Annotated in this window: 28 protein-coding genes; 24 read left to right on the top strand and 4 right to left on the bottom strand. The window is 64.7% G+C overall.

Features of this window, described 5'->3' with window-relative positions; genetic code table 11:
- Positions 1-148 precede the first annotated feature (148 nt).
- The 9 genes from parA (at position 149) to ACUSIJ_RS27780 (ending at position 7354) form a co-directional block, all read left to right on the top strand.
- The gene (gene parA, locus ACUSIJ_RS27820; protein ID WP_449311674.1) at positions 149-784 is read left to right on the top strand and encodes a ParA family partition ATPase; all 636 of its coding nucleotides are present in this window, start codon (positions 149-151) and stop codon (positions 782-784) included.
- Positions 781-1056: a hypothetical protein gene (locus ACUSIJ_RS27815; RefSeq protein ID WP_449311673.1), complete on the top strand. Its 276-nt coding sequence runs from the start codon at positions 781-783 to the stop codon at positions 1054-1056. Before parA ends, ACUSIJ_RS27815 begins: the two co-directional genes overlap by 4 nt.
- Positions 1053-1523: a DUF2840 domain-containing protein gene (locus ACUSIJ_RS27810; protein WP_449311672.1), complete on the top strand. Its 471-nt coding sequence runs from the start codon at positions 1053-1055 to the stop codon at positions 1521-1523. Before ACUSIJ_RS27815 ends, ACUSIJ_RS27810 begins: the two co-directional genes overlap by 4 nt.
- Positions 1520-2083, top strand: coding sequence for a S26 family signal peptidase (locus tag ACUSIJ_RS27805; RefSeq protein WP_449311671.1), 564 nt, complete (start codon positions 1520-1522; stop codon positions 2081-2083). Before ACUSIJ_RS27810 ends, ACUSIJ_RS27805 begins: the two co-directional genes overlap by 4 nt.
- A gap of 32 nt (positions 2084-2115) precedes the next feature.
- The gene (locus tag ACUSIJ_RS27800; protein ID WP_449311670.1) at positions 2116-2445 is read left to right on the top strand and encodes a DUF736 domain-containing protein; all 330 of its coding nucleotides are present in this window, start codon (positions 2116-2118) and stop codon (positions 2443-2445) included.
- Between the two features lie 4 nt (positions 2446-2449).
- Positions 2450-3370, top strand: a complete 921-nt coding sequence (locus tag ACUSIJ_RS27795; protein ID WP_449311669.1) for a lytic transglycosylase domain-containing protein — start codon at positions 2450-2452, stop codon at positions 3368-3370.
- Positions 3371-3591: 221 nt separating this feature from the next.
- Positions 3592-5556: a DUF3363 domain-containing protein gene (locus ACUSIJ_RS27790; protein WP_449311668.1), complete on the top strand. Its 1965-nt coding sequence runs from the start codon at positions 3592-3594 to the stop codon at positions 5554-5556.
- 173 nt (positions 5557-5729) lie between these two features.
- Positions 5730-6071, top strand: coding sequence for a helix-turn-helix domain-containing protein (locus ACUSIJ_RS27785; protein WP_449311667.1), 342 nt, complete (start codon positions 5730-5732; stop codon positions 6069-6071).
- Positions 6071-7354: a type II toxin-antitoxin system HipA family toxin gene (locus tag ACUSIJ_RS27780; RefSeq protein ID WP_449311666.1), complete on the top strand. Its 1284-nt coding sequence runs from the start codon at positions 6071-6073 to the stop codon at positions 7352-7354. Before ACUSIJ_RS27785 ends, ACUSIJ_RS27780 begins: the two co-directional genes overlap by 1 nt.
- A 124-nt stretch (positions 7355-7478) precedes the next feature.
- Here the strand turns inward: ACUSIJ_RS27780 and ACUSIJ_RS27775 are convergent, their stop codons facing one another.
- Complete coding sequence (locus ACUSIJ_RS27775; RefSeq protein ID WP_449311665.1) at positions 7479-7709, bottom strand: hypothetical protein; 231 nt, start codon at positions 7707-7709, stop codon at positions 7479-7481.
- 114 nt (positions 7710-7823) lie between these two features.
- Positions 7824-8033, bottom strand: a complete 210-nt coding sequence (locus ACUSIJ_RS27770; protein WP_449311664.1) for a cold-shock protein — start codon at positions 8031-8033, stop codon at positions 7824-7826.
- 233 nt (positions 8034-8266) lie between these two features.
- Between ACUSIJ_RS27770 and ACUSIJ_RS27765 the strand changes: the two genes are divergently transcribed.
- The 15 genes from ACUSIJ_RS27765 (at position 8267) to ACUSIJ_RS27695 (ending at position 21831) form a co-directional block, all read left to right on the top strand.
- Positions 8267-8797, top strand: a complete 531-nt coding sequence (locus ACUSIJ_RS27765; RefSeq protein ID WP_449311663.1) for a hypothetical protein — start codon at positions 8267-8269, stop codon at positions 8795-8797.
- 112 nt (positions 8798-8909) lie between these two features.
- Positions 8910-9128 carry an AbrB/MazE/SpoVT family DNA-binding domain-containing protein gene (locus ACUSIJ_RS27760; protein WP_449311662.1) on the top strand — a complete coding sequence of 73 codons (219 nt, stop codon included), beginning with the start codon at positions 8910-8912 and terminating at the stop codon, positions 9126-9128.
- A gap of 426 nt (positions 9129-9554) precedes the next feature.
- On the top strand, positions 9555-11555 hold the full coding sequence (locus tag ACUSIJ_RS27755; RefSeq protein WP_449311661.1) for a conjugal transfer protein TraG: 2001 nt from the start codon (positions 9555-9557) through the stop codon (positions 11553-11555).
- Positions 11552-12040, top strand: coding sequence for a CopG family transcriptional regulator (locus ACUSIJ_RS27750; RefSeq protein ID WP_449311660.1), 489 nt, complete (start codon positions 11552-11554; stop codon positions 12038-12040). Before ACUSIJ_RS27755 ends, ACUSIJ_RS27750 begins: the two co-directional genes overlap by 4 nt.
- A complete protein-coding gene (gene trbB / locus ACUSIJ_RS27745) occupies positions 12037-13008 on the top strand; it encodes a P-type conjugative transfer ATPase TrbB (RefSeq protein WP_449311659.1) in 972 nt (323 codons plus the stop codon). The genes ACUSIJ_RS27750 and trbB overlap by 4 nt, the downstream gene beginning before the upstream one ends.
- Before the next feature lie 119 nt (positions 13009-13127).
- Positions 13128-13463: a TrbC/VirB2 family protein gene (locus tag ACUSIJ_RS27740; RefSeq protein ID WP_449311685.1), complete on the top strand. Its 336-nt coding sequence runs from the start codon at positions 13128-13130 to the stop codon at positions 13461-13463.
- Positions 13463-13726, top strand: a complete 264-nt coding sequence (locus ACUSIJ_RS27735; RefSeq protein WP_449311658.1) for a VirB3 family type IV secretion system protein — start codon at positions 13463-13465, stop codon at positions 13724-13726. The genes ACUSIJ_RS27740 and ACUSIJ_RS27735 overlap by 1 nt, the downstream gene beginning before the upstream one ends.
- 4 nt (positions 13727-13730) lie before the next feature.
- Positions 13731-16163 (top strand): conjugal transfer protein TrbE, encoded by a 2433-nt coding sequence (gene trbE, locus ACUSIJ_RS27730; RefSeq protein ID WP_449311657.1) that lies wholly within the window; start codon positions 13731-13733, stop codon positions 16161-16163.
- Entirely contained in the window at positions 16160-16888 is a 729-nt protein-coding gene (trbJ, locus tag ACUSIJ_RS27725) for a P-type conjugative transfer protein TrbJ (RefSeq protein WP_449311656.1), read from the top strand. The genes trbE and trbJ overlap by 4 nt, the downstream gene beginning before the upstream one ends.
- Positions 16889-16899: 11 nt before the next feature.
- Positions 16900-17247 (top strand): hypothetical protein, encoded by a 348-nt coding sequence (locus ACUSIJ_RS27720; protein WP_449311655.1) that lies wholly within the window; start codon positions 16900-16902, stop codon positions 17245-17247.
- A gap of 6 nt (positions 17248-17253) precedes the next feature.
- Positions 17254-18603: a P-type conjugative transfer protein TrbL gene (trbL, locus tag ACUSIJ_RS27715; protein WP_449311654.1), complete on the top strand. Its 1350-nt coding sequence runs from the start codon at positions 17254-17256 to the stop codon at positions 18601-18603.
- Between the two features lie 3 nt (positions 18604-18606).
- A complete protein-coding gene (gene trbF, locus ACUSIJ_RS27710) occupies positions 18607-19302 on the top strand; it encodes a conjugal transfer protein TrbF (protein ID WP_449311653.1) in 696 nt (231 codons plus the stop codon).
- Positions 19303-19316: 14 nt separating this feature from the next.
- The gene (trbG, locus tag ACUSIJ_RS27705) at positions 19317-20309 is read left to right on the top strand and encodes a P-type conjugative transfer protein TrbG (RefSeq protein WP_449311652.1); all 993 of its coding nucleotides are present in this window, start codon (positions 19317-19319) and stop codon (positions 20307-20309) included.
- A gap of 89 nt (positions 20310-20398) precedes the next feature.
- Positions 20399-21604: a TrbI/VirB10 family protein gene (locus ACUSIJ_RS27700; protein ID WP_449311651.1), complete on the top strand. Its 1206-nt coding sequence runs from the start codon at positions 20399-20401 to the stop codon at positions 21602-21604.
- A complete protein-coding gene (locus ACUSIJ_RS27695; RefSeq protein WP_449311650.1) occupies positions 21601-21831 on the top strand; it encodes a DUF2274 domain-containing protein in 231 nt (76 codons plus the stop codon). The genes ACUSIJ_RS27700 and ACUSIJ_RS27695 overlap by 4 nt, the downstream gene beginning before the upstream one ends.
- Here ACUSIJ_RS27695 and ACUSIJ_RS27690 read toward each other — a convergent pair.
- Together ACUSIJ_RS27690 and ACUSIJ_RS27685 are read right to left on the bottom strand one after the other, a co-directional pair.
- Entirely contained in the window at positions 21824-22705 is an 882-nt protein-coding gene (locus ACUSIJ_RS27690) for a LysR family transcriptional regulator (RefSeq protein WP_449311649.1), read from the bottom strand. The genes ACUSIJ_RS27695 and ACUSIJ_RS27690 overlap by 8 nt on opposite strands.
- 120 nt (positions 22706-22825) lie before the next feature.
- On the bottom strand, positions 22826-23549 hold a 724-nt coding region (locus ACUSIJ_RS27685), incomplete at its 5' end, for a TonB family protein (RefSeq protein WP_449311648.1).

Here is a 23549-nt window from a genome sequence, read left to right as displayed (position 1 = left end):
AAATTTATAGCAAATATATATCATTATATACTACGAAATACCATATCAAGCAACTCCGTGCGAATGCAGATTGGCCCAATCTGCCGGCAGGCCGACAGGGGCAACCGATACGCGGGATGCGCTGCCTCATCCACCCCGGAGGCGCGTCATGATCGTCGCCATCCTCAATCAAAAGGGAGGCGTCGGCAAAACGACGCTCGCCACCCATCTCGCCGGTGAACTGGCTGCGCACGATACCCGCGTCGCCGTCGTCGACGCTGATCCGCAGGGTTCGGCGCTCGACTGGTCGCAGCGCCGCGCGGAAAGTGTCCTGCCGCGCCTGTTCGGCGTGATCGGCCTGCCGCGCGAGACCCTGCATACCGAAGTCCCCGACCTGGCGCGTAGTGTCGATCATGTCGTCATCGACGGGCCGCCGCGCGTCACCGCTCTCGCCCGCTCCGCGATCCTTGCCGCCGACCTGGTGCTGATCCCGGTGCAGCCGTCACCCTATGATGTCTGGGCGAGCGCCGAGATCGTGTCGCTGATCGCGGAGGCGAAGCTGTTCAAGCCGCAGCTTCGTGCCGGTTTTATCGTCAATCGCCGCATCGTCGGCACCATCATCGGCCGCGACTTGCGTGCGGCCTTGCCCGACGACATGCCGGCTCTGGCCGCCGACATATGCCAACGCATCGTCTTCGCCGAAAGCGTCGCCACCGGCCGGCTCGTGCGCGAGCTGGAGCCGGGCGGAAAAGCGGCGCAGGAGATCGCCGCTTTCGCCCGCGAAATCATGCGAGGCGCACCATGAGCAGTAAGCGCATCGCTTTCGGCGCGAAGCCCGTCGCACCCGCAGCCGATGCCTGGGTGCAGCAGGGCAACGGCGCGGTCAAGCTCACCGCGTCCGCACCGAACGGCGTCTCGTCGAAAGCCGACATCTACACCGCACGCCTGACCATCGACGTGACGCCGGCGCTGCGCGGCCGCATCAAGGTTGAGGCCTACAGGCAGGACGTCACCGTCACTGAGATGATCCGCGATCTTCTCGAAGCGCATTTTCCCGACGACGGAGCCGATACATGAGCCCGCGCCGCTACACCAGCGTCACCACCGTCTTCGTACCCGACCGCATCAACGTCCGGCTGCGCTTCGCTCGGCCGGTGCGCATGCACCGGCTCGACCACCGCCGCAGCCGTTCCTTGTTCGCACCGGACAGCATTTTTACCCTGCTGCGATGGGAGGGCGGGCCATTCGGCACCGTGATTTCCCACATCGCCATCATGCGCGCCGTCGCGCCGGGCAAGACATGTTGGGCGTGGCCTTATGTCGACCCCGGCGCAGAAACGCTCCTGTTCGCTGCCGGCTGGCACAACGTCGAACGCGCCTTGCAGGCGATCGACGCCGTAGAGGCGCTCGGCGTCGACCCGGCCGACGCCGCGCCGGACTACTGGCGGCACGTCCACAACAAGCTCCGGGTTCGCGACCTGCCGCACCCCTATTCGGCCGCGCAGCATCGCGCCTGGCTGCGCCGCCGCGAGTTGCTGTCATGACGGCGCGCGACCTCACCCTTGCGATCATGACCGGCGGCGTTCTGCTGGTCGCCGTGCCGGTCTGGTCGGGACATGCGCCCCGCTTCATCTGGAATGCGTCCGCCAGCCTTCCGGTCGGCCTCTATCGCATCACGCCGGCGGCCGGAATCGCGGTCACGGATATCGCCATCGTCATGCCGCCGGACGCGCTGGCAACCTTCCTCGACGCACGCGGCTATCTGCCGCGCGGACTGCCGCTGCTGAAGCGCGTGCTCGCCCTCGGCGGCCGGACCGTCTGCCGCCACGGCAACGATATCTTCGCCTACGGCGCACGCTACGGACAGGCCCGCGTGCGAGACACGAACGGCCGGCCGCTGCCGGTCTGGCGGGGCTGCAGCACGCTCCGCGATGACGAAGCCTTCCTCATGAATTGGGACGCCGCCGATTCATTCGACGGTCGCTACGTCGGCCCGCTCTCCGTCACCACCATCATCGGCCGCGCGGTTCCCGTCTGGACCGCCGACGGCATCGATCCGGCTCCGGCGAAAACACCCGCCCGGCCGATTTCCGCCGGGCCGTGACGGTCCGGTTTCCGCATCCGCAGGAGGACAGCATGCCCCAGATCGGTACCTTCACGAAGACCAAGACCGGCTTCAGCGGCCGCGTCCGCACGGTCGCGCTCGACATCGAGCTGACCATCCGTCCGGCCGAAAACGCCGCCGTCGAGAACGCCCCCGACCATCGCCTCTACACTGCCGACGACATCGAAGTCGGTGCCGCCTGGGATCACAGCGGCGAAAAGGCCGGCGACTACCTCTCCGTCGTCATCGACGACCCGACTTTCACGCAGTCGATCCGCGCCGCCCTGTTCCAGTCGGAGGCCGATGCCACGGTCTGGAACCTGATCTGGACCCGGCCGTCGAAGCGCGACGAGAGAGGATAACGCCATGCTCCTGTCAGGATCGTTCCTCATCCCTCCGATCGATCGGATTGTGGACCATCCCTCCGACCCGATCGCCTGCCAGACGGCCGTTGCGCACAGCGCAGGTCAGGGGCGGCCGCCCCGCGGCCGGCATCGCCTTGCCCTTGACCGCAGCGAGCACGATGGCAGGCTGACGGCCCGCGGATGGAAAAGCCTTCAGACATCGCTGCATCCATCGTTCTTGTGCATAGCACGGATCGGTTTTGCCGGCATGCTGGTCGCGCTTTCAGGCGCTCCATGTCATGCCGGATCGGCACCGCCGCGGCCTGACGGCACCCCCGCCGAGCGCCTGGCCGTCGCCGATCCGTATGCGGCTTTCGTCACCGAAGCCTCGCAGCGGTTCGGCATTCCCGAGAACTGGATACGCGCCGTCCGACATGAGGAAAGTGCAGACGATCCGCTGGCAGTATCGCCGAAAGGCGCGATGGGGCTGATGCAGATCATACCGTCGACCTGGCGCGAGCTGCGTCTTCGCTACGATCTCGGCGACAACCCGATCGATCCGCGCACCAACATTCTTGCCGGCACGGCCTATCTCGCCGAGTTGCACGACCGCTACGGATCGCCCGGTTTTCTCGCAGCCTACAATGCCGGGCCGGCACGCTATGAAGAACACCGGCTGCTCGGCGTGCCGCTGCCGGATGAGACGCGCGCCTATCTCGACAGGCTGGCGCCGATCATCCCCGGCGACACATCTCCGGGCCTCTTTGCCGGCACCGCCAGCCACCGGACCCAAGCGCCACAGGCGTCGCTCTTCGCGATCAACATGGCGACGCGATCGGACGTTTCCGCATCACCCGCGCAGAGCCTGTTCGCCACCGACAAACGCCGCGACAGACAAGCGAGACCGGCGGACGACGACAGTCCCAACGTGCAGACGGATTGAGTGCATGGCAACGTTGAAGCACCCGCATGGAGCGCCGAAGGCGCTGGGCAAGATAAAAGCGGACGGCACGCGGCCGTCCGGGATGGTTTGTCTGCACGTCGGTCGGAGCGGCACGCGGCGGGTGGAACCGCGTGCCGTTGCAGCGGCCAAGCCGTTGCTGTGGCGGCTTCATTTGCGTGCTTCATCGCATCGGCTTGTCCGGGCCTGGATGGAGCGCCGTCATGGCGGAACATGACGACGACCGCTTCCGGCCGAGGGTTGCGCCGCCCCGATCGCGCGGTCGCGCAAGAGCGCCGAAGTTCACCAGCCGCGTGCTCAAGGCCGCGTCGAAGGCGGGGCCGACCGGCACGGCGACACTCCAGCGTCAGCCCTCGCGATCCGGCGCCCGGTTCGGCCGAGGCCATGTCGCGGCGAAGCTCGCCGGCCAGTCGCTGCGCGGCACGGCCCGCCGCGTCGTCATCAAGACCCGCCTGGTCAATCTGGAAAAGGCCGGCGCGCGCTCGACCATCACCCATCTGCGCTATATCGAGCGCGACGGCGTGACTAAGGATGGCAGCAAGGCCCATGCCTACGGCCCCGGAACCGACGAAGCCGACATCGCAGCCTTCGAGCAGCGCGGCCGCGGCGACCGGCATCAGTTCCGCTGCATCGTCTCGCTCGAGGACGCCGGCGAGATCGGGGACCTGAAAGCCTATACGCGCGATCTCATGAACCGGATGGAGGCCGATCTCGGCACGCGGCTCGATTGGGTCGCGGTCGATCACTGGAACACCGACAACCCGCACACCCATATCGTGCTGCGCGGCCGCCATCCGGACGGATCGGATCTCGTCATCGCCCGCGATTATATCGCCAACGGCATGCGCAACCGCGCCCGCGAACTGGCAACCGAATGGCTCGGCCCGCGCACCGAGATGGAAATCCGCGACGGCATGCTGCGCGAGGTTGCACAGGAACGCTGGACCGGCCTCGACCGGATGGTCCAGCGGGAAGCTGAAAACGGCACCGTCGATCTCCTGTCGGAGCCGGCCGATGCCCAGGCCCGGTTCCGCAGAACAGCGATGATCGGCCGGCTCCAGCGGCTCACCGGGATGGGCCTTGCAGAGCAGACCGGCCATTGCGTCTGGACGCTCCGTGCCGACACGGAGGCGACCTTGCGCGGCATGGGCGAACGCGGCGACATTATCCGCACCATGCAGCGCGCCATGTCCGGCATGAAGCGCGATCTCGTCGTGCTCGACAGCGCATCGTCGCCCGCGCCGATCGTCGGCCGGATCGTCAACAAGGGGCTGGCCGACGAGCTTGACGACCGCGGCTACCTGATCGTCGACGGCATCGACGGCCGCGCCCACTACGTTCCGCTTGCCGCCGGCGCCGACCTGGAGGCCCTGCCGATCGGCGGGATCGTCGAGACCCGCGCGGCCACCGGGCGGGCGGCGGACCGGACCGTCGCCGATCTGGCCGTCGACGGCATCTATCGCGCCGATCATCACCTTGCGATCGAGCGCGGGGCGGCGAAGCCCGGGCACGATCCGGAGAGTTTCGTCGCCGCCCATGTCCGCCGGCTCGAAGCCTTGCGCCGCGCCGGCACCGTCGAGCGCATCGAGGAAGGTGTGTGGCAGGTGCCCGCCGATCTCGCCGAGCGCGGCAAAGCCCATGACGGAAGACGTCTCGGCGGCATCGATGTCGAGCTGCGTTCGCACCTGCCGATCGACCGGCAGGCCCGCGCCACCGGCGCGACCTGGCTCGACCGCCAGCGGTTCAGCGATCTGTCCGGACTTGCCCAGACCGGCTTCGGCGCCGAGGTGCGCGACGCCATGCGCGACCGCGAGGACCACCTTGTCGATCAGGGTCTTGCCGAGCGGCGCGGCCAACGTGTCTTCTTCGCCCGCAACCTGCTCGCCACGCTGCGCAACCGCGAGATCGAAACGGCGGCGAAAAGGATCGCGGACGAGACCGGCTTGCAGCATCGCGCCGTACAAGATGGCGAGCGCGTTGGCGGCGTCTATCGCCGTTCCATCATGCTCGCCAGCGGCCGCTTCGCCATGCTCGACGACGGCATGGGCTTCAGTCTGGTACCCTGGCGCCCGGTGCTGGAAAAGCACCTCGGCCAGACGGTCGGCGGCATCGCCCGCGGCAACAGCGTATCGTGGGAGTTCGGGCGGCAAAGGGGATTAGGTGTATGAACGGCTCGACTGACGACGGCTTTTCCACGACCGTGAACGGGCGAGCAGGCATAGCTCAAATCATGCGGAAATCCGCTTATTTTTTACTATACGAGCGTCTTTCCGCTTTCATTCTTGCTGGAATGATGATATGCGGTATTCCGCATAAGTATCCATGATAAGCGGAATAGCGCATGAAACAGGCGATCCTGCACCAACTGGGCCTCCAGCTCAAGGAGGCCCGCACGCAACGTGGGTTGACCCAGCCGGAACTGGCGGCACGGCTCGGGCGGGATCGCGCGCGGATCTCCGAGCTTGAACGTGATCTGCTCAATGAGCGGCTCGGCCGGGATCGGCTCACGCTTCTGCTCGAAATCTGCGATGCGCTCGATCTCACGCCGATGCTGATAACGAATGCCAAGGCGAACGACGTGCGCAAAATCCTGGCATCGGCCCCCGCGCGATCGGCCCCGAGTACGCCATCGACCACGTTCGGTGACGTCTTTGTCGACCTCTCCGATGACGAGGCTGTCTGATGGCAACGATCGCCGCCGTTCTCGGGGTTCACTTGCTCGACGCGAACGGGCAGCCGCGGCGCGTCGGCACCCTGACGCGCGACAGCAACCGCGCAACAGCCTTCGTCGTCGACGAGACCTATCTGCGCGATCCGGACCGACCGATCCTCAGCCTCGGCTGGCTGGTGCCCGGCGATGAGGACGCCACCCGCGCACGATTGGCCGCGCGCGGCGACAAGATCGGCCTTCACGGCTATCTGCCGCCCTGGTTCGCTGGCCTGCTGCCGGAAGGCGCCTTGCGGGATCTGGTCATGGCCGAAATGGGACCGGGTGCGCACGACCAGTTCGACCTGCTGACGCGGCTCGGCGGCGACCTGCCCGGTGCCGTCCTGATCACGCCGGAAACCGATCCGCCGCCGTCAGTAGGGCCGCTCCACCTCGACCACATTCATGGCCTCGCGTTGCCGCAGCCCGAAGGCGTGGTGAAGTTCTCGCTCGCCGGCGTCCAGCTCAAGTTCTCGGCGATATCCGCGGGAGACCGGCTGACGGCTCCGGCCCGCGGCGGCGAAGGTCGCTCCATCCTCAAGGTGCCGACCGGCCGCTATCCGGGATTGCCGGAAGCGGAATACGCGGCGATGACCCTGGCCCGCATGATAGGCGTCAATACCGCCCCGTTCCGCCTGATTCCGACCGCTGCCATCGACGGCATTCCCGATACCTTCCTGAAGGAAGGACCGCAGGCACTCGTCGTCGATCGCTTCGATCGGCCGGGCGCCGGCCGACGCACCCATATCGAGGACGGCGGCCAGATCGTCGGCGCGGTCGGTGAGCGCAAATATACGATGGCGACCTACGAGACGCTTCTGAACATGATCCGCCGGTTCAGCACCGACTGGCGCGCGGACGTGATGGAAGGGCTGCGCCGGATCGTGGCCGACGTGCTGATCGGCAACGGCGACAACCATCTGAAGAACTGGTCCTTCATCTTTCCATCGCCGGGCGAGATCCGGCTGTCGCCGGCCTATGACATAGTGCCGACGGTTCTGTTCGCGCCGGCCGATACCCTCGCGCTGAAATTCGCCGGCACACACAGTTTCGCCAACGTCACCCTCCGGCGCTTCAGGCGTGTCGCCGAGTTCCTCCGTCTCGACCCCGACTGGATCGAACGCGAGGTCAAAACGACGGTCCGGCGCGCGCTCGATGAGTGGCCGCAAGCAGGACAGGAGCTTTTCAGCGAGGCGCAATGGGAGCGCCTGACCCGGCGCCTCGATACGCTCGCGCTGGTTGAAGAAGCAAGGGCGTGAGCCTTAGCGGGCTTTGGTGTCCGTCAACCAGAGCGCCGTTACGACGAAGATCGCGATCACAAGCCGCAGAAGCGCCGCGAGTCATTTCCAGGCGAGCTCTTCGACTTCTGATGCCGGCCTGCTCTCACTTTCGCCTGGCCTTTACCGAGCGCGGTTTCGGCAGCTGCTGGGAAGCCGCGATCTGCGCCTCCCGTTCCAACCGTGCGCTACGGAGCCGCGCAGTCTTGGCGTCCCGAAGGCTGGTCTCGGCGTCGAGGATCGATCGCACCGCCAAGTCGGTCATTCCCGCCTTGGTTGTCGCCGACATTCGGGCCACTTGACGAAACAGATTATCCTTGGTGATGGCTACTGCCATGAAACGTACTCCTTTTGCCTGCATCCAAAAACGAAAAGGCCGGGCTTTCGCCCGGCCTCTCCATCTCGACAATCCGTGCCAGTACATCCGTGGTCACGGATCGGAGGGGATGCATTATGCTGCCTGCAGATTCTCGGCTGCGCTGCGGCCAGTGCGCCTGTCAGTCGTGACCTCGAAGCTGAGCTTCTGGCCCTCGACGATGGTGCTCAGACCTGCGCGCTCCACGGCAGAAATATGGACGAAAACGTCCGGGCCGCCGTTATCCGGGGCGATGAAGCCGAAGCCCTTGGTCGTATTGAAGAACTTCACTGTTCCAACAGTCATGACGATTTCCTTTCAATCGGTCATAGATTAGCAATTACCGCGCGAGAGACGCGGTATGATTTTCAGATCGATTTGAGAGAGAAAGATCGTCAGAAGCGCCGCAGCGCGAAGAACAAAATTCAACAAGCAAGATCGATATTTTTAAGATAGCGATTGCATCGCCTGAATGCAAGGGGGAACGACGGGCGATTTCATTCCGTCAACCTTTGGGCTGGATGAAGCCAGGAGCGAGATTGGCGGAGGCTGCTCACCAAACGCCATTCGTGATATCAATTGAGCCGCACCGACCCTTGGGCAAATCGTTTGATATGGAAGGATTTGAGATCATGAAACGAGCCCTCCTGACCGCCACTGTCGCCGCTCTGGCCTTCCCGTCACTTCTGGCCGCTCAGGACCTTCCGGAATCCGTCACGGCCCTTGGCTTGACGGATATCCAGATCCGGGAAAAGCCCCGCTCGGAGTATGGACGGGATGTACACGGCACGTTGCCGGGCGGAGCGAGAGTTGAGATCGAACTTGACCGGGACGATCGGATCGAGGAGATCGAGGCCAAGGGAACCGGATTGTTTCCCGTGTCCGAGATCCGATCCCTGATCCCGGCAGCGGTACTTTCCAACAGCTCGTTTCCCGCCGACGCGACGCTGGAGAAGATAGAGTTCGAGAGAAACGGTCGGATTGAAATTGAAGGACGCCTCGCGAGCGGGCGGGAATTTGAGGCGGAGTTCGCCGGCGACGGAACGCTGATTGAAATCGACGTCGACTGACCGCCAATAAGCCCCGCCTGCAATAAGCCCCGCCTGAGAGAGCGGAGTGTGATCAACGTTCCGTCTCGTATTCAGTAAGGATTTTCCCTACATTGCGCGGGAGAATGTCGCCATGATCACCAGCAAGCTGACGAGCAAGGCGCAGACGACGATTCCGCAGGCGGTTCGAGATGCTCTGCAACTGAAGGAAGGCGATGAGATCGCCTACACGGTCGAAGATGGCCGCGTCGTTCTCACGCGGGCCAGGACGGAGCCGGCCGTGGACGATCCGTTCGTCATCTTCACGGAATGGGACAGTGAAGCGGATCGGAAAGCCTATGCCAGCCTTTGAGCAGGGTGACGTTATCCGCGTCCCGTTCCCCTATACCGACAGAGATACCCGCCAGTGCTGCACTGCTCTCGTCGTCTCATCCGGCTCGACAGGCGAGGACGGGCAACTCCTATGGATCGGCATGATCACGTTTGCCGAAAAGCGGGCATGGACCGGAGATGTCGCGATCCCGGATCACCAGCACAAAGACTATGATACGCGAAGACAGGGCAGTTCCTGCTCGTGATAATCTTGCGTCGTATTGCCGCAATATAGACTTGCCATAGATGATATTCAGAAATATGAATTGAGAATGGATTGTATTCAGACCTTTTCTGTTGTCGTCGACAACAGAAAAGGTCTTTGACTTAACTCCCTCAAGCAACAAGCCTCGTCCGCAACCGGCCTCCTGCGCGGGCCGAATTGTCGAGTGGTTGCGGGGGGCGAATGACGGCAACGAAGGTACTCATCGGACAGATGCTGGTCGTGTTCGGCATCGCGCTTGCCGGCACCTGGGTCGCCACGCAATGGGTGGCCTTCCAGCTCGGCTTCCAACAGCGCCTCGGCGAACCCTGGTTCATCCTCGATGGTCTGCCGGTCTACTATCCCTGGCGGCTGTACGAGTGGTGGTATGTCTACGACGCCTACGCGCCGGACATCTTCCACACCGGCGGGATCATCGCCGGCGGCAGCGGTATCGCCGCGGCGCTCTCCGCCATCGCGGGTTCCGTCTGGCGTGCGCGGCAATCGAAGCACGTCACCACCTACGGTTCCGCCCGCTGGGCCGACCACAAGGATATCGCCGCAGCCGGCCTGATGAAACAATCGGGTGTCTTCCTCGGCCTGGCGGACGACACCTATCTGCGCCACGACGGTCCCGAGCACATCATGGCTTTCGCCCCGACCAGATCGGGCAAGGGCGTCGGTCTGGTGATCCCCACGCTTCTGTCCTGGCCGCACTCCGCCGTCATCCATGACATCAAGGGCGAAAACTGGACGCTGACCGCAGGATGGCGTGCGCAGTTCTCGCATTGCCTGCTCTTCAACCCGACCGACCCGAAGAGCGCCGCCTACAATCCGCTGCTGGAGGTTCGCCGCGGCGTCCACGAGGTCCGCGACGTCCAGAACATTGGCGACATCCTGGTCGACCCCGAGGGCGCGTTGGAGCGGCGCTCCCATTGGGAGAAGACCAGCCACAGCCTCCTGGTCGGCGCGATCCTCCATGTCCTCTATGCGGGAGAGGACAAGACATTGCGCGGCGTCGCCAACTTTCTGTCCGATCCGGCGCATCCCTTCGAGAAGACATTGCGGTCGATGATGACGACCGCGCATCTCGGCCAAGCCGGTCCGCATCCCGTCGTGGCGAGCGCCGCACGCGAGGTGCTGAACAAATCCGAGAACGAACGCAGCGGCGTGCTCTCCACCGCCATGTCGTTCCTTGGCCTCTACCGCGACCCGACCGTCGCCGCGGTCACGTCGCGCTGCGACTGGCGCATCGCCGATCTGATCGCTGCCGAGCATCCGGTCTCGCTCTACCTGGTCGTGCCGCCCTCGGACATTTCCAGGACCAAGCCGCTCATCAGGCTCATCCTCAACCAGATCGGCCGGCGCCTCACCGAAAGCCTCGACGGCTCGGACGGTATCGAGCGCCGGCACAAACTGCTGCTGATGCTCGACGAGTTCCCGGCACTCGGCCGTCTGGATTTTTTCGAGACGACGCTCGCCTTCATGGCCGGCTACGGGCTGAGATCCTTCCTCATCGCCCAGAGTCTCAACCAGATCGAGAAGGCTTACGGACCGAACAATTCCATCCTCGACAACTGCCACCTGCGCATCGCCTTCGCATCCAATGACGAAAGAACCGCGAGGAGGATTTCCGACGCGCTCGGCACCGCGACCGAGCTGCGCGCCCAGCGCAACTACGCCGGCCATAGACTCTCGCCCTGGCTCGGCCATCTCATGGTTTCGAGGCAGGAGACAGCCAGGCCACTGCTCACACCGGGCGAAGTGATGCAGCTTCCGGACCATCAGGAAGTCATCATGGTCTCCGGCCACCCGCCGGTCAGGGCGACCAAGATCCGCTATTATACGGACAGGAACTTTACCGCGCGCGTCCTGCCGGCTCCGGCTCTCGCCGGCGGCCCCTATGCCGACCGGCCCGCCGCCCGCGACGATGACTGGACGGGGCTTGCGCAGCCGACGAAGCACGCCACGCCGATGGCCAGCAAATCGGGCGGCAGCGACGAAGGCGGACACCAGATCGCTCCCCAACTAGATGCCGCGGATATCGGCCGTCTGCATGACCGGCCGCATGATGACCTCGCCGTGCTCGACGACGAGACGGACGATCCCGGCACCCGCGACGGACGCTTTCCGCAGCCGGCGCAGCAGTTCCGCCGCATGGCGCGGCTCGCAGCGCTCGATCCTGATGACGGGATCGCGCTATGAACAAGACCCGCCTCAACATCTTCATCGAGCCCGATCACGCTAGGCGGCTGCGCCGGCTCGCGGCGATGAAGGGCGAGTCGCAATCCGCAATCGTCGCGGCAGCCCTGTCGTCATTCCTGTCTTCGGACGGTGCTGACCGGCGCGAGGCCGCGATCATCGCCCGGCTCGATCGCCTCTCCCATCAGTTCGACCGGCTGGAGCGCGACCAGACCATCCTGATCGAGACACTGGCGCTTTTCATCCGCTACACGCTCTCGGTTTCCGCGCCGCTCCCCGAAACGCATCAGAAAGCCGCCCGCGCGCAAGGCCGCATCCGCTTCAATCAGTTCATCGAGCAGCTCGGCCGCCACCTCCAGCGCGGCGGCAGCCTCGTGCGGCAGGTCCATCAGGAGATTATGCCCGACGAGAACAGTTTTCATGCTCTCGCCGATGATGACGAGGAAGCCGATACCGGCGGAACCGCGGCGGAGGCGTCGTCATCATGAGCGTCGCCTTCTCGCGTTCGCCTGCCCGGATCGTCAGCGACCGTCAGATTCGCATGCTGCGCAGTGCGATGGGACCGGCGATCATCGCCGCGCTGGATGATCCCGATGTCGTGGAAGTTCTCCTCAATCCCGACGGGAGGCTATGGATCGACCGGCTTGGCTCCGGCCGCGAGCCGACCGGCGCCACATTGTCCTCCGACGACGCAGCGCGCATCATCAAGGTCGTGGCCAACCACGTCGGGCTCGAAGTCGATCGCGATCATCCGATCCTGTCGGCCGAATTGCCGGAAACGGGTGAACGGTTTGAAGGCGTGCTGCCTCCGATCACCTTCGCGCCGACTTTCGCCATCCGCAAGCGCGCGGCCGGCGTGATCCCGCTCTCTCGCTATGTCAGCGAGGGCATCCTGACGCCGGGCAAGGCGGCGTTCCTGAAAGCCGCAGTTCTCGATCGCTGCAACATCGTCATCGCCGGCGGCACCTCGACCGGCAAGACGACCCTCGCCAACGCGCTCCTTCAGGAGATTGCAGCCACCGGCGATCGCGTGCTCGTGCTGGAGGATACGATCGAGCTGCAATGCGCGGCCGAGGACCATGTGGCGCTGCGCACCAAGGCCAACACGGTCTCAACCGCCGATCTCGTGCGCTCCACCCTGCGCCTGAGACCGGATCGCATTGTTGTCGGCGAAGTGCGCGGCGCGGAGGCGCTCGATCTCCTGAAAGCCTGGGGAACCGGACATCCCGGTGGGCTTGCCACCCTGCACGCCGGATCGGCGCGGGGCGCGCTCATCCGCCTGGAGCAGCTCATACAGGAAGTCGTCGTCACCGTGCCGCGCGCCCTGATCGCCGAGGCCGTCGACATCGTCGTCTTCATCGCGGGGCGCGGCAGCAAACGCCGCGTCGAGGAAATCATTCGCGTTACGGGCCTCGACGGCGATGCCTACGCGATCGAGCGTGTCACAGGAGAATAGGGATGCCACCGATCATATCCGCTTCTACGCCTGTCCTGATCCCGGAAACAAAGCAAAAGCACAAATCCGTAAAGCCGGATTCCCGCTTTTCCGTAAATCCGCTTCCACGCCCTTCCGGAATGGCGCTTCACCGCCTTTCCGGAAACCTCCAAAGCCGGATTTCCGGAATATCGGCATTCCTGATCTCCGCCTTGCTGGTTTCTCCGGCCTGCGCCGCCGGCTCCTCCATGCCCTGGGAAGCGCCGTTGCAGAGCGTGCTTGAATCCATCGAGGGACCAGTCGCCAAGATTATCGCCGTGATCGTTATTATCGTCACCGGCCTTTCCCTGGCATTCGGCGACGCCGGCGGCGGCTTTCGCAAGTTGATCCAGATTGTATTCGGGCTCAGCATCGCGTTTGCGGCCAGTTCCTTCTTTCTCAGCTTCTTCAGCTTCGGCGGCGGAGCCTTGGTCTGATGGCCGCGCATATCGACGGTTTCGAGGTACCGTTGCACCGCTCCCTTACCGAGCCAGTCCTGATGGGCGGCGCCCCGCGTTCGATAGCAATTCTCAACGGCACGCTCTCGGCAGCGATCGGCATCGGCCTGCAATTGTGGATCGGTGGCGTCCTGCTCTGGATGGCGGGCCACGCACTCGCCGTCTGGGGCGCGAAAGCCGATCCGCAATTCATGGATGTCTTCTCCCGCCACATGAAGCATCGCGCATTCATGGAGGCATGAAGCGATGATGAACCTTGTCGAATACCGCCGGCGTCCTGCATCCCTTGCGGATTATCTGCCCTGGGCCGGACTGGTCGCGCCGGGCGTCGTGCTCCAGAAGGACGGGGCGTTCCAGCGCACGGCGCGGTTCCGCGGTCCCGATCTCGACAGCGCAACGGAAAGCGAGCTGGTTGCGACCACGGCCCGCCTCAATAACGCGCTGAAACGCCTTGGCTCCGGCTGGGCGCTTTTCGTCGACGCCGAACGGCATGTCGCCGCCGACTATCCCGTTTCGGCGTTCCCCGAGGCGGTGTCGTGGCTGGTCGAGGAGGAGCGGCGCGCGGCCTTTGAAGAGGGCGGCACGCATTTCGAGAGCGCCTACCACCTCACACTCGCTTTCCTGCCGCCGTCGGAAGGCAAGGCTCGCGCCGGCCAGCTCCTCTATGAGCACACCGGGCGCCATACGGTGAACTGGCGCGACCAGCTCGCCGCCTTCATCGCCGAGACCGACCGTTTCCTGGCCCTGCTCGATGGCGTCATGCCCAAGATCGCCTGGCTCACGGACGAGGAGACGCTGACCTATCTGCATGGCTGTGTCTCGCCGCGCCGGCATCCCGTCGCCGTTCCCGAAGTGCCGTTCTACCTCGACGCTCTCCTGCCGGACAGCGATTTCACCGGCGGACTCGCGCCGATGCTCGGCGACCGGCACCTGCGCGTCCTCACGATTCGCGGCTTCCCGCCTTCGACCTGGCCGGGAGTTCTGGACGACCTCAACCGCCTCGGCTTCGCCTACCGCTGGTCCACCCGCTTTCTGTCTCTCGACAAGGCGGAGGCCGAACGCGAGCTGACGAAACTGCGCCGACAATGGTTCGCCAAGCGCAAGGGTATCGTCACGCTGCTGCGTGAGACGATCTTCCAACAGGAAATTCCGCTGGTCGATTCCGATGCCGCCAACAAGGCCGTCGACGCAGATGAAGCCCTGCAGGAACTGGGCGCTGATGCCGTCGCCTATGGCTACGTCACCGCAACCGTCACTGTCATGGACGAGAGTCCCGACATCGCCGACGAGAAGCTGAAAGCCGTCGAACGGATCATTCAGGGTCGCGGCTTCGTCACCATCCCGGAGACGCTGAATGCGACCGAAGCGTGGCTGTCGTCGCTTCCCGGCCATGCCTACGCCAATGTCAGGCAGCCGCTCGTCTCCACGCTCAACCTTGCGCACATGATGCCGGTCTCGGCGGTCTGGGCCGGGCCGGAGAAGAACGTCCATCTCGATGCGCCGCCGCTGATCATTACCCGGACGGCCGGCGGCACGCCGTTCCGACTGGTGACGCATATCGACGATGTCGGCCACACCCTGATCGTCGGCCCGACAGGCGCCGGCAAGTCCGTGCTTCTCTCGATCCTGGCGCTGCAGTTCCGCCGCTACGCCGGATCGCGCATCTTCATCTTCGACAATGGCGGGTCCGCGCGCGCCACCGTGCTCGGCCTCGGCGGCGAGTACTATAATCTCGGCAAGGCGGGCTCGATCACCTTTCAGCCGCTCGCCGCAATCGATGCAGAAGAAGATCTTACCTGGGCGGCCGAATGGATCGCGGGCCTGCTCGGCCATGAGCATGTCGAGATCACGCCCGACGTGAAAGAGACCGTCTGGTCGGCGCTCACCAGCCTCGCGTCGGCGCCGCGGGAAGAACGCACGCTCACCGGCCTATCGACGCTTCTGCAATCGAACCGGCTGCGTCAGGCCATCCAGCCCTACACGCTGGCAGGTCCGCACGGCCGTCTCCTCGATGCCGACAGCGACCGCCTCGGTGCGGGCGAAGTGCAAGCCTTCGAGATGGAAGAGCTGATGCAAACGGCGAGCGCCGTGTCGCCGGTGCTGACCTATCTCTTCCACCGTCTGGGCGAACGCTTCGACGGATCACCGACCTTGATCGTGCTCGATGAAGCATGGGTCTTTCTCGACGATCCGATCTTTGCCGCGCGTATCCGCGAGTGGCTGAAGATGCTGCGCAAGAAGAACGTCTCCGTCATCTTCTCGACCCAGTCACTCGCCGATATCCAGCATTCGGCCATCGCACTGGCCATTGTCGAGAGCTGCCCGGTGCGCATTTTCCTGCCTTCCCCACAGGCGGCCGAACCACAGCTCCGTTCCATCTATGCGGGCTTCGGGCTCAATGACCGTCAGATCGGCATCATCTCCCGCGCCCAGCCCCGGCGCGACTACTACTATAAGTCTCGCTTCGGCAACAGGTTGTTCGACCTCGATCTCGGGCCGGTGGCGCTCGCCTTCGCCGGTGCGAGCAATCCCGACCATCATCGCCTCATGGACGAAATCCTTCAGTCCCACGGCCGCGACGGCTTCGTGCCGGCCTGGCTCAATGCGTGCGGTCTCCGCTGGGCCGCCGATCTTATCCAGCACTTCCCCTTGCCACACGATCAGGAGCTCACACCATGAAGAAGTCCCTGCTGCTCGCCGGTGCCTGCGCCCTCGGCCTCACCCTGGCCGCGCCCGCATCGGCGCTCATCGTCTACGATCCGAGCAACTACAGCCAGAACCTGTTATCGGCCGTTCGTGCGCTGGAGCAGATCAACAACCAGATCAAATCGCTGCAGAACGAGGCGCAGATGCTCATCAATCAGGCGAAGAACCTGACGAGCCTCGATTTCTCCGCGCTGAACGAGCTGAAGCAGACCATTGCCAAAACCAAGAGCCTGATCGATCAGGCAACGAGCCTGAGCTTCGACGTCTCATCGATGGAGCAGCAGTTCCGCCAGCTCTATCCGCAGGAATACGCGGCCAGCGTGTCCGGCGATCAGATCCTCGCCGATGTCCGCAAGCGTTGGGAGCAATCCCGCAATGCGCTTGAGACGGCGATGAAGGTGCAATCGCAGGTTTCGGAAAACCTGTCCGCCGATGAAAGCACCCTCAGTGATCTCGTCAGCCGCAGCCAGTCGGCTAGCGGCATTCTGGAGGCGACCCAGGCGACCAACCAGCTCCTCGCGCTTCAGGCCAAGCAGGCGATCGACGCCGCGCGCCTGAAGCTCACCCAGGATCGTGCCGTTGCCGCCGAACAGGCGCGCGCCGTCACCGAAGAGGAGCGCGCCCGCGAGGTGCGCCGCCGCTTCATGGGCACCGGCGACAGCTACTCGCCGGCGACCGTCCGCCTTTTCCGCAACTGACGGAGGCTGCCATGCTCGGCCGGTTCGTCCGTCTTTGCGCCGTTGCCGCCATCGGCGGCGGCGCGGTTTTCCTGCTCCAGATCGCGGACGCAAACGATACGGTCGACAGTCTTGCCGCCGATCCGGAACGGCTCAACGAGGTGCAACGGCTTTGCTCGCAGGATTGGGCCGGCACCGGCGATGCGCTCTGCACGGCCGCCAGTCAGGCACGCCGCAAGCGGTTCATGGGCTCCGGCACCACACCCTACACGCCGCACCGGGTCGAGATGTTTCCGTCGCTCGACAAGGAGGGCAAGCCGAAGGCAGACAAGGGCAAAGCCGGTCCTTCATCGGTTCCGGCCGTGCCGAACGCGGAATAAGCCGTCATGGATGATCTTTCCGTCATCGACCGTTTCACCGATACCTTCTCGCAATATATCGACAGCGGCTTCGGCCTGCTCGGCGGTGAGGTCGCCTTTCTCTCGGCCACGCTGATCGTGATCGACATCACGCTCGCGGGTCTTTTCTGGGCATTCGGTGCCGGCAACGACGAGATCCTCGCCAGGCTCGTCAAGAAGGTGCTCTATGTCGGGGCCTTCGCCTACATCATCAATAATTTCAATACGCTCGCCGGTATCATCTTCCGCTCGTTCGCCGGTCTCGGCCTGACCGCCTCCGGTTCCGGACTGTCGCAGGACGATCTTTTCCGGCCCGGCAGGCTCGCCTCCGTCGGCATGGACGCCGGCCGGCCCATCCTCGAGCAGATCGGCCAGTTGTCCGGCTTCACGTCCGTCTTCTCCAACATCGATACGATTGCCGTGCTTCTCGTCGCCTGGCTCGTCGTCGTCATCAGCTTCTTCGTACTGGCCGTGCAGCTCTTCGTCAGCTTGCTGGAGTTCAAGCTGACGACGCTCGCCGGTTTCGTGCTGGTCCCCTTCGCGCTCTGGAACAAGACGGCGTTTCTGGCCGAACGGGTGCTTGGCAACGTCGTGTCATCCGGCATCAAGATACTCGTCCTCGCGGTTATCGTTGGCATCGGCAACGGCCTTTTCGCCGAGTTCCGCACCTCGCCCGGCACGGACCCGTCCATCAATCACGCGCTGTCGATCATGCTCGCGTCGCTCGCCATGCTCGGGCTCGGCATCTTCGGCCCTTCGATCGCAAGCGGTCTGGTGTCCGGCGCTCCGCAGCTTGGCGCGGGCGCGGCGGCAGGAACAGCTCTGGCGGCCGGCGGCATGGCCGTTGCCGCCGGCGCCGGCACGGTCGGCGCAGTCAGGCTTGGCGCCGCCACCTTGGGAACGGGTGTTCGGGCGGCTTCCACAATGTCGGGTGGCGCGCGCACCGCCTACGAACTTGGTTCCTCGACATCCGGCGCAACCGGCATGGAAGCCGTTGGCGCCGGACTTGCCGGCGTCGCGCGGGCCGGTGGCGGCGCCATCGTTCAGACCGGGCGCGACATCGTCTCGCGCGTCTCCGGATCGGTGCGGGAACGGACTGCCCGCGGATCGCGCGGCGCCTGGACCGCGACCGGCGGCAAGCCGATGGCGGCAATGGGAACAGCCGCAAACGCCTCTTCGTCACCCGGCAACGGAGAGATGCCGGCATGGGCGAGCCGCGTGCGGCATGGCTCCCGCACCTCGCAGGCCGCTCATGGTGCCACGACCGCCGCCCACACGCTACGCTCCGGCGATCACGGCGGCGCGGGCGCCAACCCCTCGTTACGGCAGGAGGATTGACCGATGCGTTTCAGACGAACCGGCGTGCGCTATTCCGAAACGCCGGAGCCAAGCACGCCCTATCAGGCCGCAGGGCAAGTCTGGGACGAGCGGATCGGCTCCGCTCGCGTTCAGGCGCGCAACTGGCAGTTCATGTCGCTCGGCTGTCTGGCTCTTTCGATCGGCATGGCTGGAGGATTGCTCTGGCAGGCGAGCCGCTCTTCCGTCACCCCCTATGTCGTGGAGGTCGATCAGTTCGGCCAGGTCAAGGCCATCGGACCAGCTGTCGAAGCCTACCGGCCGAACGACGCGCAGATTGCCCACGCCCTGGCGCGTTTCATCCAGAACGTCCGGGCACTACCCACCGATCCGGTCGTGGTGCGCCAGAACTGGCTCGAAGCCTATGATTTCACGACGGATCGCGGTGGCGCCGCCCTCAACGATCACGCCCGCGCCAACGATCCTTTCTCCAAGGTCGGCAGACTATCGGTTGCCGTCGAGATCACCAGCGTCGTGCGCGCCTCCGACACGTCGTTTCAGATCCGATGGCTCGAACGCCGCTACGAGAACCAGCAACTCGCCGGCACCGACCGCTGGACCGCCATCCTGACCATCGTCCTGCAACCGCCGCGCACCGAAGATCGGCTGCGCAAGAACCCGCTCGGTATCTATGTCCACGGCATCAACTGGAGCCGCGAGCTTGGCTCCGGCGCGTCGTGAGCGAGAGAGGCAACATGATCCGCACAACGCCCGTCCGCATGCTGCTGCTATCGTCGGCCGTGCTGCTCGCCGGCTGCGCCGGCAAGACGCCGCCACCGGAAATCTCGCTCGATGAGCCTCACGAAACGGTCCGCACCGTCGAGCCGGTCGGCCCGGTCGAAGTGGTCCAGCTACCGCAGCCTCTGCCGCTTCCCGGCCAGTTGAAGCCGCTGCCCGGCAAGGCAGGGACCGCCGAGCCGACCGATCCGAAGCAGCGCGTGACGACCGCCAATGCCGCCGCCCGCGTGCAGCCGACGCGCTCAGGCTACATCAACGCCACGCAGGTCTGGCCCTATGCCGCCGGCGCGCTCTATCAGGTCTATGCCGCGCCCGAGAAGGTGACGGACATCGCCCTGCAAGCCGGCGAGGAACTGATCTCGGTTTCGGCGGGCGACACGGTGCGGTGGGTGATCGGCGATACCAGCAGCGGCGCGGGCAGCGCACAACAGACACATATATTGGTGAAGCCGACGCGGGCGGACCTCAAGACCAATCTGGTCATCAACACCAACCGGCGCACCTATCATCTCGAATTGACATCCACGCCGCAGACCTGGATAGCCTCAGTCTCATGGGACTACCCCCATGATCGCCTCGTCGCGCTGGAACGGCAAAATGCCCGCGCCGCGACCGCCACGCCTGTTGCCGACGCCGTGGCCCTCGAACGGGTGCGATTCCGCTACGAGATCACCGGCGACAACCCGTCGTGGCGGCCGGTGCGTGTCTTCGACGACGGCGAGAAGGTCTACATCCAGTTCCCGGCAGGTATCGCGCAGGGAGAGCTTCCGCCGCTCTTCGTCGTCGGCCCCACCGGCGAAAACCAGCTCGTGAACTATCGGGCCAAGCCACCATATTACGTCGTCGACCGGCTATTCGGCGCGGCCGAACTGCGCCTTGGCGGCGAGAAGCAACAGGTGGTGCGCATCACCCGCACCGACGGCAAGCGCAAGGGGCTGTTCGGAATATGAGCACGCCGGCCCAATCTCCACCACCCAAGTCTGCCCCACCCAAGTCTCCGCCGCCAAACCTCTCTATCCGTGCCAGACCGCGCCCGGTAATGCGGCTCAACCGCTGGTCGCTGATCGTACTCGCCGGCGTTTCATCCGCCGCCGTACTCGGCGCGATGGTCTGGGCGCTGCAAGGCAGAGATCGCAGCGGCCCCTTCGGTGAGGAGCTGTTCAACACGGATCGCGTCAATCCGGCCGAGGGCCTCCAGACACTGCCGCGCGACTACTCGCAGGTTCAGCCGCCGCAACTCGGTGCCCCCTTGCCAGGCGAACTCGGCGGGCCGGTCGTCCGTACCGAGCGCGACGCCGGCATCGAGCCCATGCCTGAGCGGCCGAGTTTCCGGCCCGATCCGGAGGAGGACGCCCGCCGCGCCGCCCGGCTGCGCGAGCAGCAGGAAGCGGAAGCCGCAGCGAAAGCCGCGGTCTTCTTCCAGTCGATCCGGCCGCGGCAGGAGACGGCGGCTGCGAGCGCACTGGCCGAGCCCGGCCGTCTCGATCTCACCTCGATCCCGCCGCCCGCATCGGACACGGCCACGCCGCCCGTCGACGAAATGACGACGCAGAACATGCAGGATCGCAAACAGGCTTTCGTCAACCGGGAGACCGACCAGAAGATCTATGGCTCGGGCCCGCTCCAGACGCCACGCTCCCCCTATCAGGTCATGGCCGGCACCATCATTCCGGCGGCACTCGTGACAGGTATCAATTCCGACCTGCCGGGCCAGATCGTCGGCACCGTCACCGAAAACGTCTACGACACCGTGACCGGCCGTCATCTGCTCATTCCGCAGGGTGCCCTGCTGATCGGCGAATACGATTCCGGCGTCGCCTTCGGCCAGAGCCGCGTGCTTCTTGTGTGGTCCCGGATCGTCATGCCGGACGGCTCCTCCATCGTGCTCGACCGGCTTCCGGGCGTCGATACCGCTGGCTATGCCGGGCTGGAGGACCAGGTGGACAACCACTGGTTGCGTCTGATCGGCGGTGCCGTGCTCTCCTCGCTGCTCGGCATTGGCGCCGAGCTTGCAGCTCCGGAAAACCGTGGGGGTGACGGCAATCGTATCATCATCGCCACGCGGGACGGTGCGCGGGAGACCATCAACGAGGTCGGCCAGCAGATCACCCGCCGCAATCTCAACATCCAGCCGACCCTGAAGGTGCGGTCCGGATTTCCGGTCCGCGTCATCGTCAACAAGGATCTGATCTTGCGGCCCTATCAGGCCGCGCCGCTCACTGCGAACATCGGGAGGGATGATTGACCGGCAAACTCCGCCTCGGTCCAGTACCGAAATCCGAATCCGTCAAGCTCACCATCACGATCAGCGCACGCCTTCGCGATGATCTCGATCTCTACGCCATGTTGCATTCCGAACTTCATGGCACGGTGGTCGATGCCACCACACTCGCGCCGCTCATGCTGGAAACCTTCGTTGCCCGCGACAAGGGCTTCCGTGCTGCCCGTGCCAGACAGATGAAAATCAGGTAGTTTTCCGCGCAAGTTCAACGAAGCGCGAAAGCGGTTCGCTGGACGCCTCCTCACGCATCATCAGCCAGGTCCTTACCTCCGCAGGGGTATCACAGAATGGCCGAAGCACAAGGTCATCCGAGCCGATCGCTTCGAGTTGCGCTGCCGTGACAATGCCAACGCCATAGCCGGCAACCACCAACATGACCAGCATGCAGAGCGTCGGCGCACGATCGACGATGTTCGGTGTTGGAGTTGCTCTACGGACAATCTGCTCAATCTGACATTGTTGCCCAAGACCAGTGTCATATCGGCAAAGGACCAGCGGTTCCGCGATGATATCCGTGAGAAACAGCCTGTCCCTTGTTGCCAGCGAATGGCTGCGGGGAATGAGCGCGGCCGGCTGGTCTTGCCAGATTGCCTCGGCAATGATGCTCCTACCATAGCCGCTCTCAGGCGCGAGAGCCACATCAAGGAAGCCGCTTCGCAAGTCCTCGACCTTCTGCGTCATCGACACCTCATGGATATGCACGCAGATATCCGGCCGGGTCTCCCTTAACGCAGCAATGAGCCGGACGACGCGCGACATTGGAATCCCATCGCAAATCCCGACATGCAAATGCTGAGTTTGGGTGCCCTGATTTTTCCGCAGATCCGCTTTGGCTTCGTCGGCTGCGATCAGCAGCGCGCGGGCATGATGGAATAGCCGCTCACCCGCCGGCGTCAGTCTTGTCGAGCGTTTCGTGCGCTCGAATAGCACGACGCCGAGCCGGGTTTCGAGATTCTTGATGGATCGCGACAAAGGCGATTGCTCTATACCGGCTCGCTCGGCAGCCCGTGTAAAGTGCAGCTCTTCCGCGACCGCCACGAAATGACGGAGATGGCGCAGGTTCACGCGGTGTTTCCTTTCGGCCCCCATTCCCCATTTGGCCGCCTGACATCTCTTTTCCTGATGACCTCCTTTTCCCTTCGCAACGTCGTTTCCAGATAACGCTTTACCCCGTACCCGCTGTATTCACCTGCTGGTGAAGCGCACCGGAGCGGTGATTGTCCTGTTGGCCTCGGGAGGCGGTGCCGGCACCGGCGAGGCCCGGCGCACCAGTTCGACCACCTCGGCATCGAGTTCGGGATAGCCGGACGAGCGGGCGAGGCTGGCGGACAGGACGTTGCCGTTGTCGTCGATGCGGAAGCGGACATAGGCCGTGCCCTGTTCGCCCCGCGAGCGTGCGCCTGCGGGATAGCGCTTGCGGCGTTCGAGATGCGCCATAAGCCGCGACTGCCATCTGGCCGGCGAGACGGAACCGAAGCCCATGCCGGCGGATGCCTGGCTTGCGGCATTGCGGTTCGACTGCGCGACCTGCGAGGCCGCTTCGGCGGCGGCCTTCGAGGCCGGCGCCGGCTTCTCCCGCTTCGGTCGTTTCGCCAGCTCCTTCTTCTTCGGCGCCGGCTTCGGCTTCTCGACGGGCTTCTTCTCGACAGGCCTGGGCCGAGCGACAGGGATCGGCACCTCGACCTTCTCGACCATCGGCAGAACCTGTTCCTCGAGCGGCTCGATGTCGGGTTCGGGCAGCGGCTCCGGTGTCGTCGTCTCGACGGGCTCCGGCTCCGCCATCTCCTCGACGGGTTCCTCGGGCTGGACGTCCTCGGGCGTCGGCGGCTCGACCGCTTCGGTGGGCTGCTCCACGGGTTCCCTGGTATCGCTCTTCGCCTCGACCGCGTTCTGCATCTGGTCGGAGATC

This window comes from Pseudochelatococcus sp. B33 (assembly GCF_053570585.1).
Note: the sequence above shows the minus strand (reverse complement) of the source record. Positions and strands in the feature narration are given on the sequence as shown.

Bases quoted from the DNA above. Each gene is read 5' to 3' on its own strand.
- ACUSIJ_RS27780 (WP_449311666.1), top strand. From the start codon at position 6,071: ATGGCAACGATCGCCGCCGTTCTCGGGGTTCACTTGCTCGACGCGAAC.
- trbE (WP_449311657.1), top strand. From the start codon at position 13,731: ATGATGAACCTTGTCGAATACCGCCGGCGTCCTGCATCCCTTGCGGAT.
- ACUSIJ_RS27750 (WP_449311660.1), top strand. From the start codon at position 11,552: ATGAACAAGACCCGCCTCAACATCTTCATCGAGCCCGATCACGCTAGG.
- ACUSIJ_RS27735 (WP_449311658.1), top strand. From the start codon at position 13,463: ATGGCCGCGCATATCGACGGTTTCGAGGTACCGTTGCACCGCTCCCTT.
- ACUSIJ_RS27770 (WP_449311664.1), bottom strand. From the start codon at position 8,033: ATGACTGTTGGAACAGTGAAGTTCTTCAATACGACCAAGGGCTTCGGC.
- trbL (WP_449311654.1), top strand. From the start codon at position 17,254: ATGGATGATCTTTCCGTCATCGACCGTTTCACCGATACCTTCTCGCAA.
- trbB (WP_449311659.1), top strand. From the start codon at position 12,037: ATGAGCGTCGCCTTCTCGCGTTCGCCTGCCCGGATCGTCAGCGACCGT.
- ACUSIJ_RS27760 (WP_449311662.1), top strand. From the start codon at position 8,910: ATGATCACCAGCAAGCTGACGAGCAAGGCGCAGACGACGATTCCGCAG.
- ACUSIJ_RS27805 (WP_449311671.1), top strand. From the start codon at position 1,520: ATGACGGCGCGCGACCTCACCCTTGCGATCATGACCGGCGGCGTTCTG.
- ACUSIJ_RS27800 (WP_449311670.1), top strand. From the start codon at position 2,116: ATGCCCCAGATCGGTACCTTCACGAAGACCAAGACCGGCTTCAGCGGC.
- trbF (WP_449311653.1), top strand. From the start codon at position 18,607: ATGCGTTTCAGACGAACCGGCGTGCGCTATTCCGAAACGCCGGAGCCA.
- ACUSIJ_RS27815 (WP_449311673.1), top strand. From the start codon at position 781: ATGAGCAGTAAGCGCATCGCTTTCGGCGCGAAGCCCGTCGCACCCGCA.
- ACUSIJ_RS27740 (WP_449311685.1), top strand. From the start codon at position 13,128: ATGGCGCTTCACCGCCTTTCCGGAAACCTCCAAAGCCGGATTTCCGGA.
- ACUSIJ_RS27795 (WP_449311669.1), top strand. From the start codon at position 2,450: ATGCTCCTGTCAGGATCGTTCCTCATCCCTCCGATCGATCGGATTGTG.
- ACUSIJ_RS27700 (WP_449311651.1), top strand. From the start codon at position 20,399: ATGCGGCTCAACCGCTGGTCGCTGATCGTACTCGCCGGCGTTTCATCC.
- parA (WP_449311674.1), top strand. From the start codon at position 149: ATGATCGTCGCCATCCTCAATCAAAAGGGAGGCGTCGGCAAAACGACG.
- trbJ (WP_449311656.1), top strand. From the start codon at position 16,160: ATGAAGAAGTCCCTGCTGCTCGCCGGTGCCTGCGCCCTCGGCCTCACC.
- ACUSIJ_RS27790 (WP_449311668.1), top strand. From the start codon at position 3,592: ATGGCGGAACATGACGACGACCGCTTCCGGCCGAGGGTTGCGCCGCCC.
- ACUSIJ_RS27755 (WP_449311661.1), top strand. From the start codon at position 9,555: ATGACGGCAACGAAGGTACTCATCGGACAGATGCTGGTCGTGTTCGGC.
- ACUSIJ_RS27810 (WP_449311672.1), top strand. From the start codon at position 1,053: ATGAGCCCGCGCCGCTACACCAGCGTCACCACCGTCTTCGTACCCGAC.
- ACUSIJ_RS27775 (WP_449311665.1), bottom strand. From the start codon at position 7,709: ATGGCAGTAGCCATCACCAAGGATAATCTGTTTCGTCAAGTGGCCCGA.
- ACUSIJ_RS27720 (WP_449311655.1), top strand. From the start codon at position 16,900: ATGCTCGGCCGGTTCGTCCGTCTTTGCGCCGTTGCCGCCATCGGCGGC.
- trbG (WP_449311652.1), top strand. From the start codon at position 19,317: ATGATCCGCACAACGCCCGTCCGCATGCTGCTGCTATCGTCGGCCGTG.
- ACUSIJ_RS27785 (WP_449311667.1), top strand. From the start codon at position 5,730: ATGAAACAGGCGATCCTGCACCAACTGGGCCTCCAGCTCAAGGAGGCC.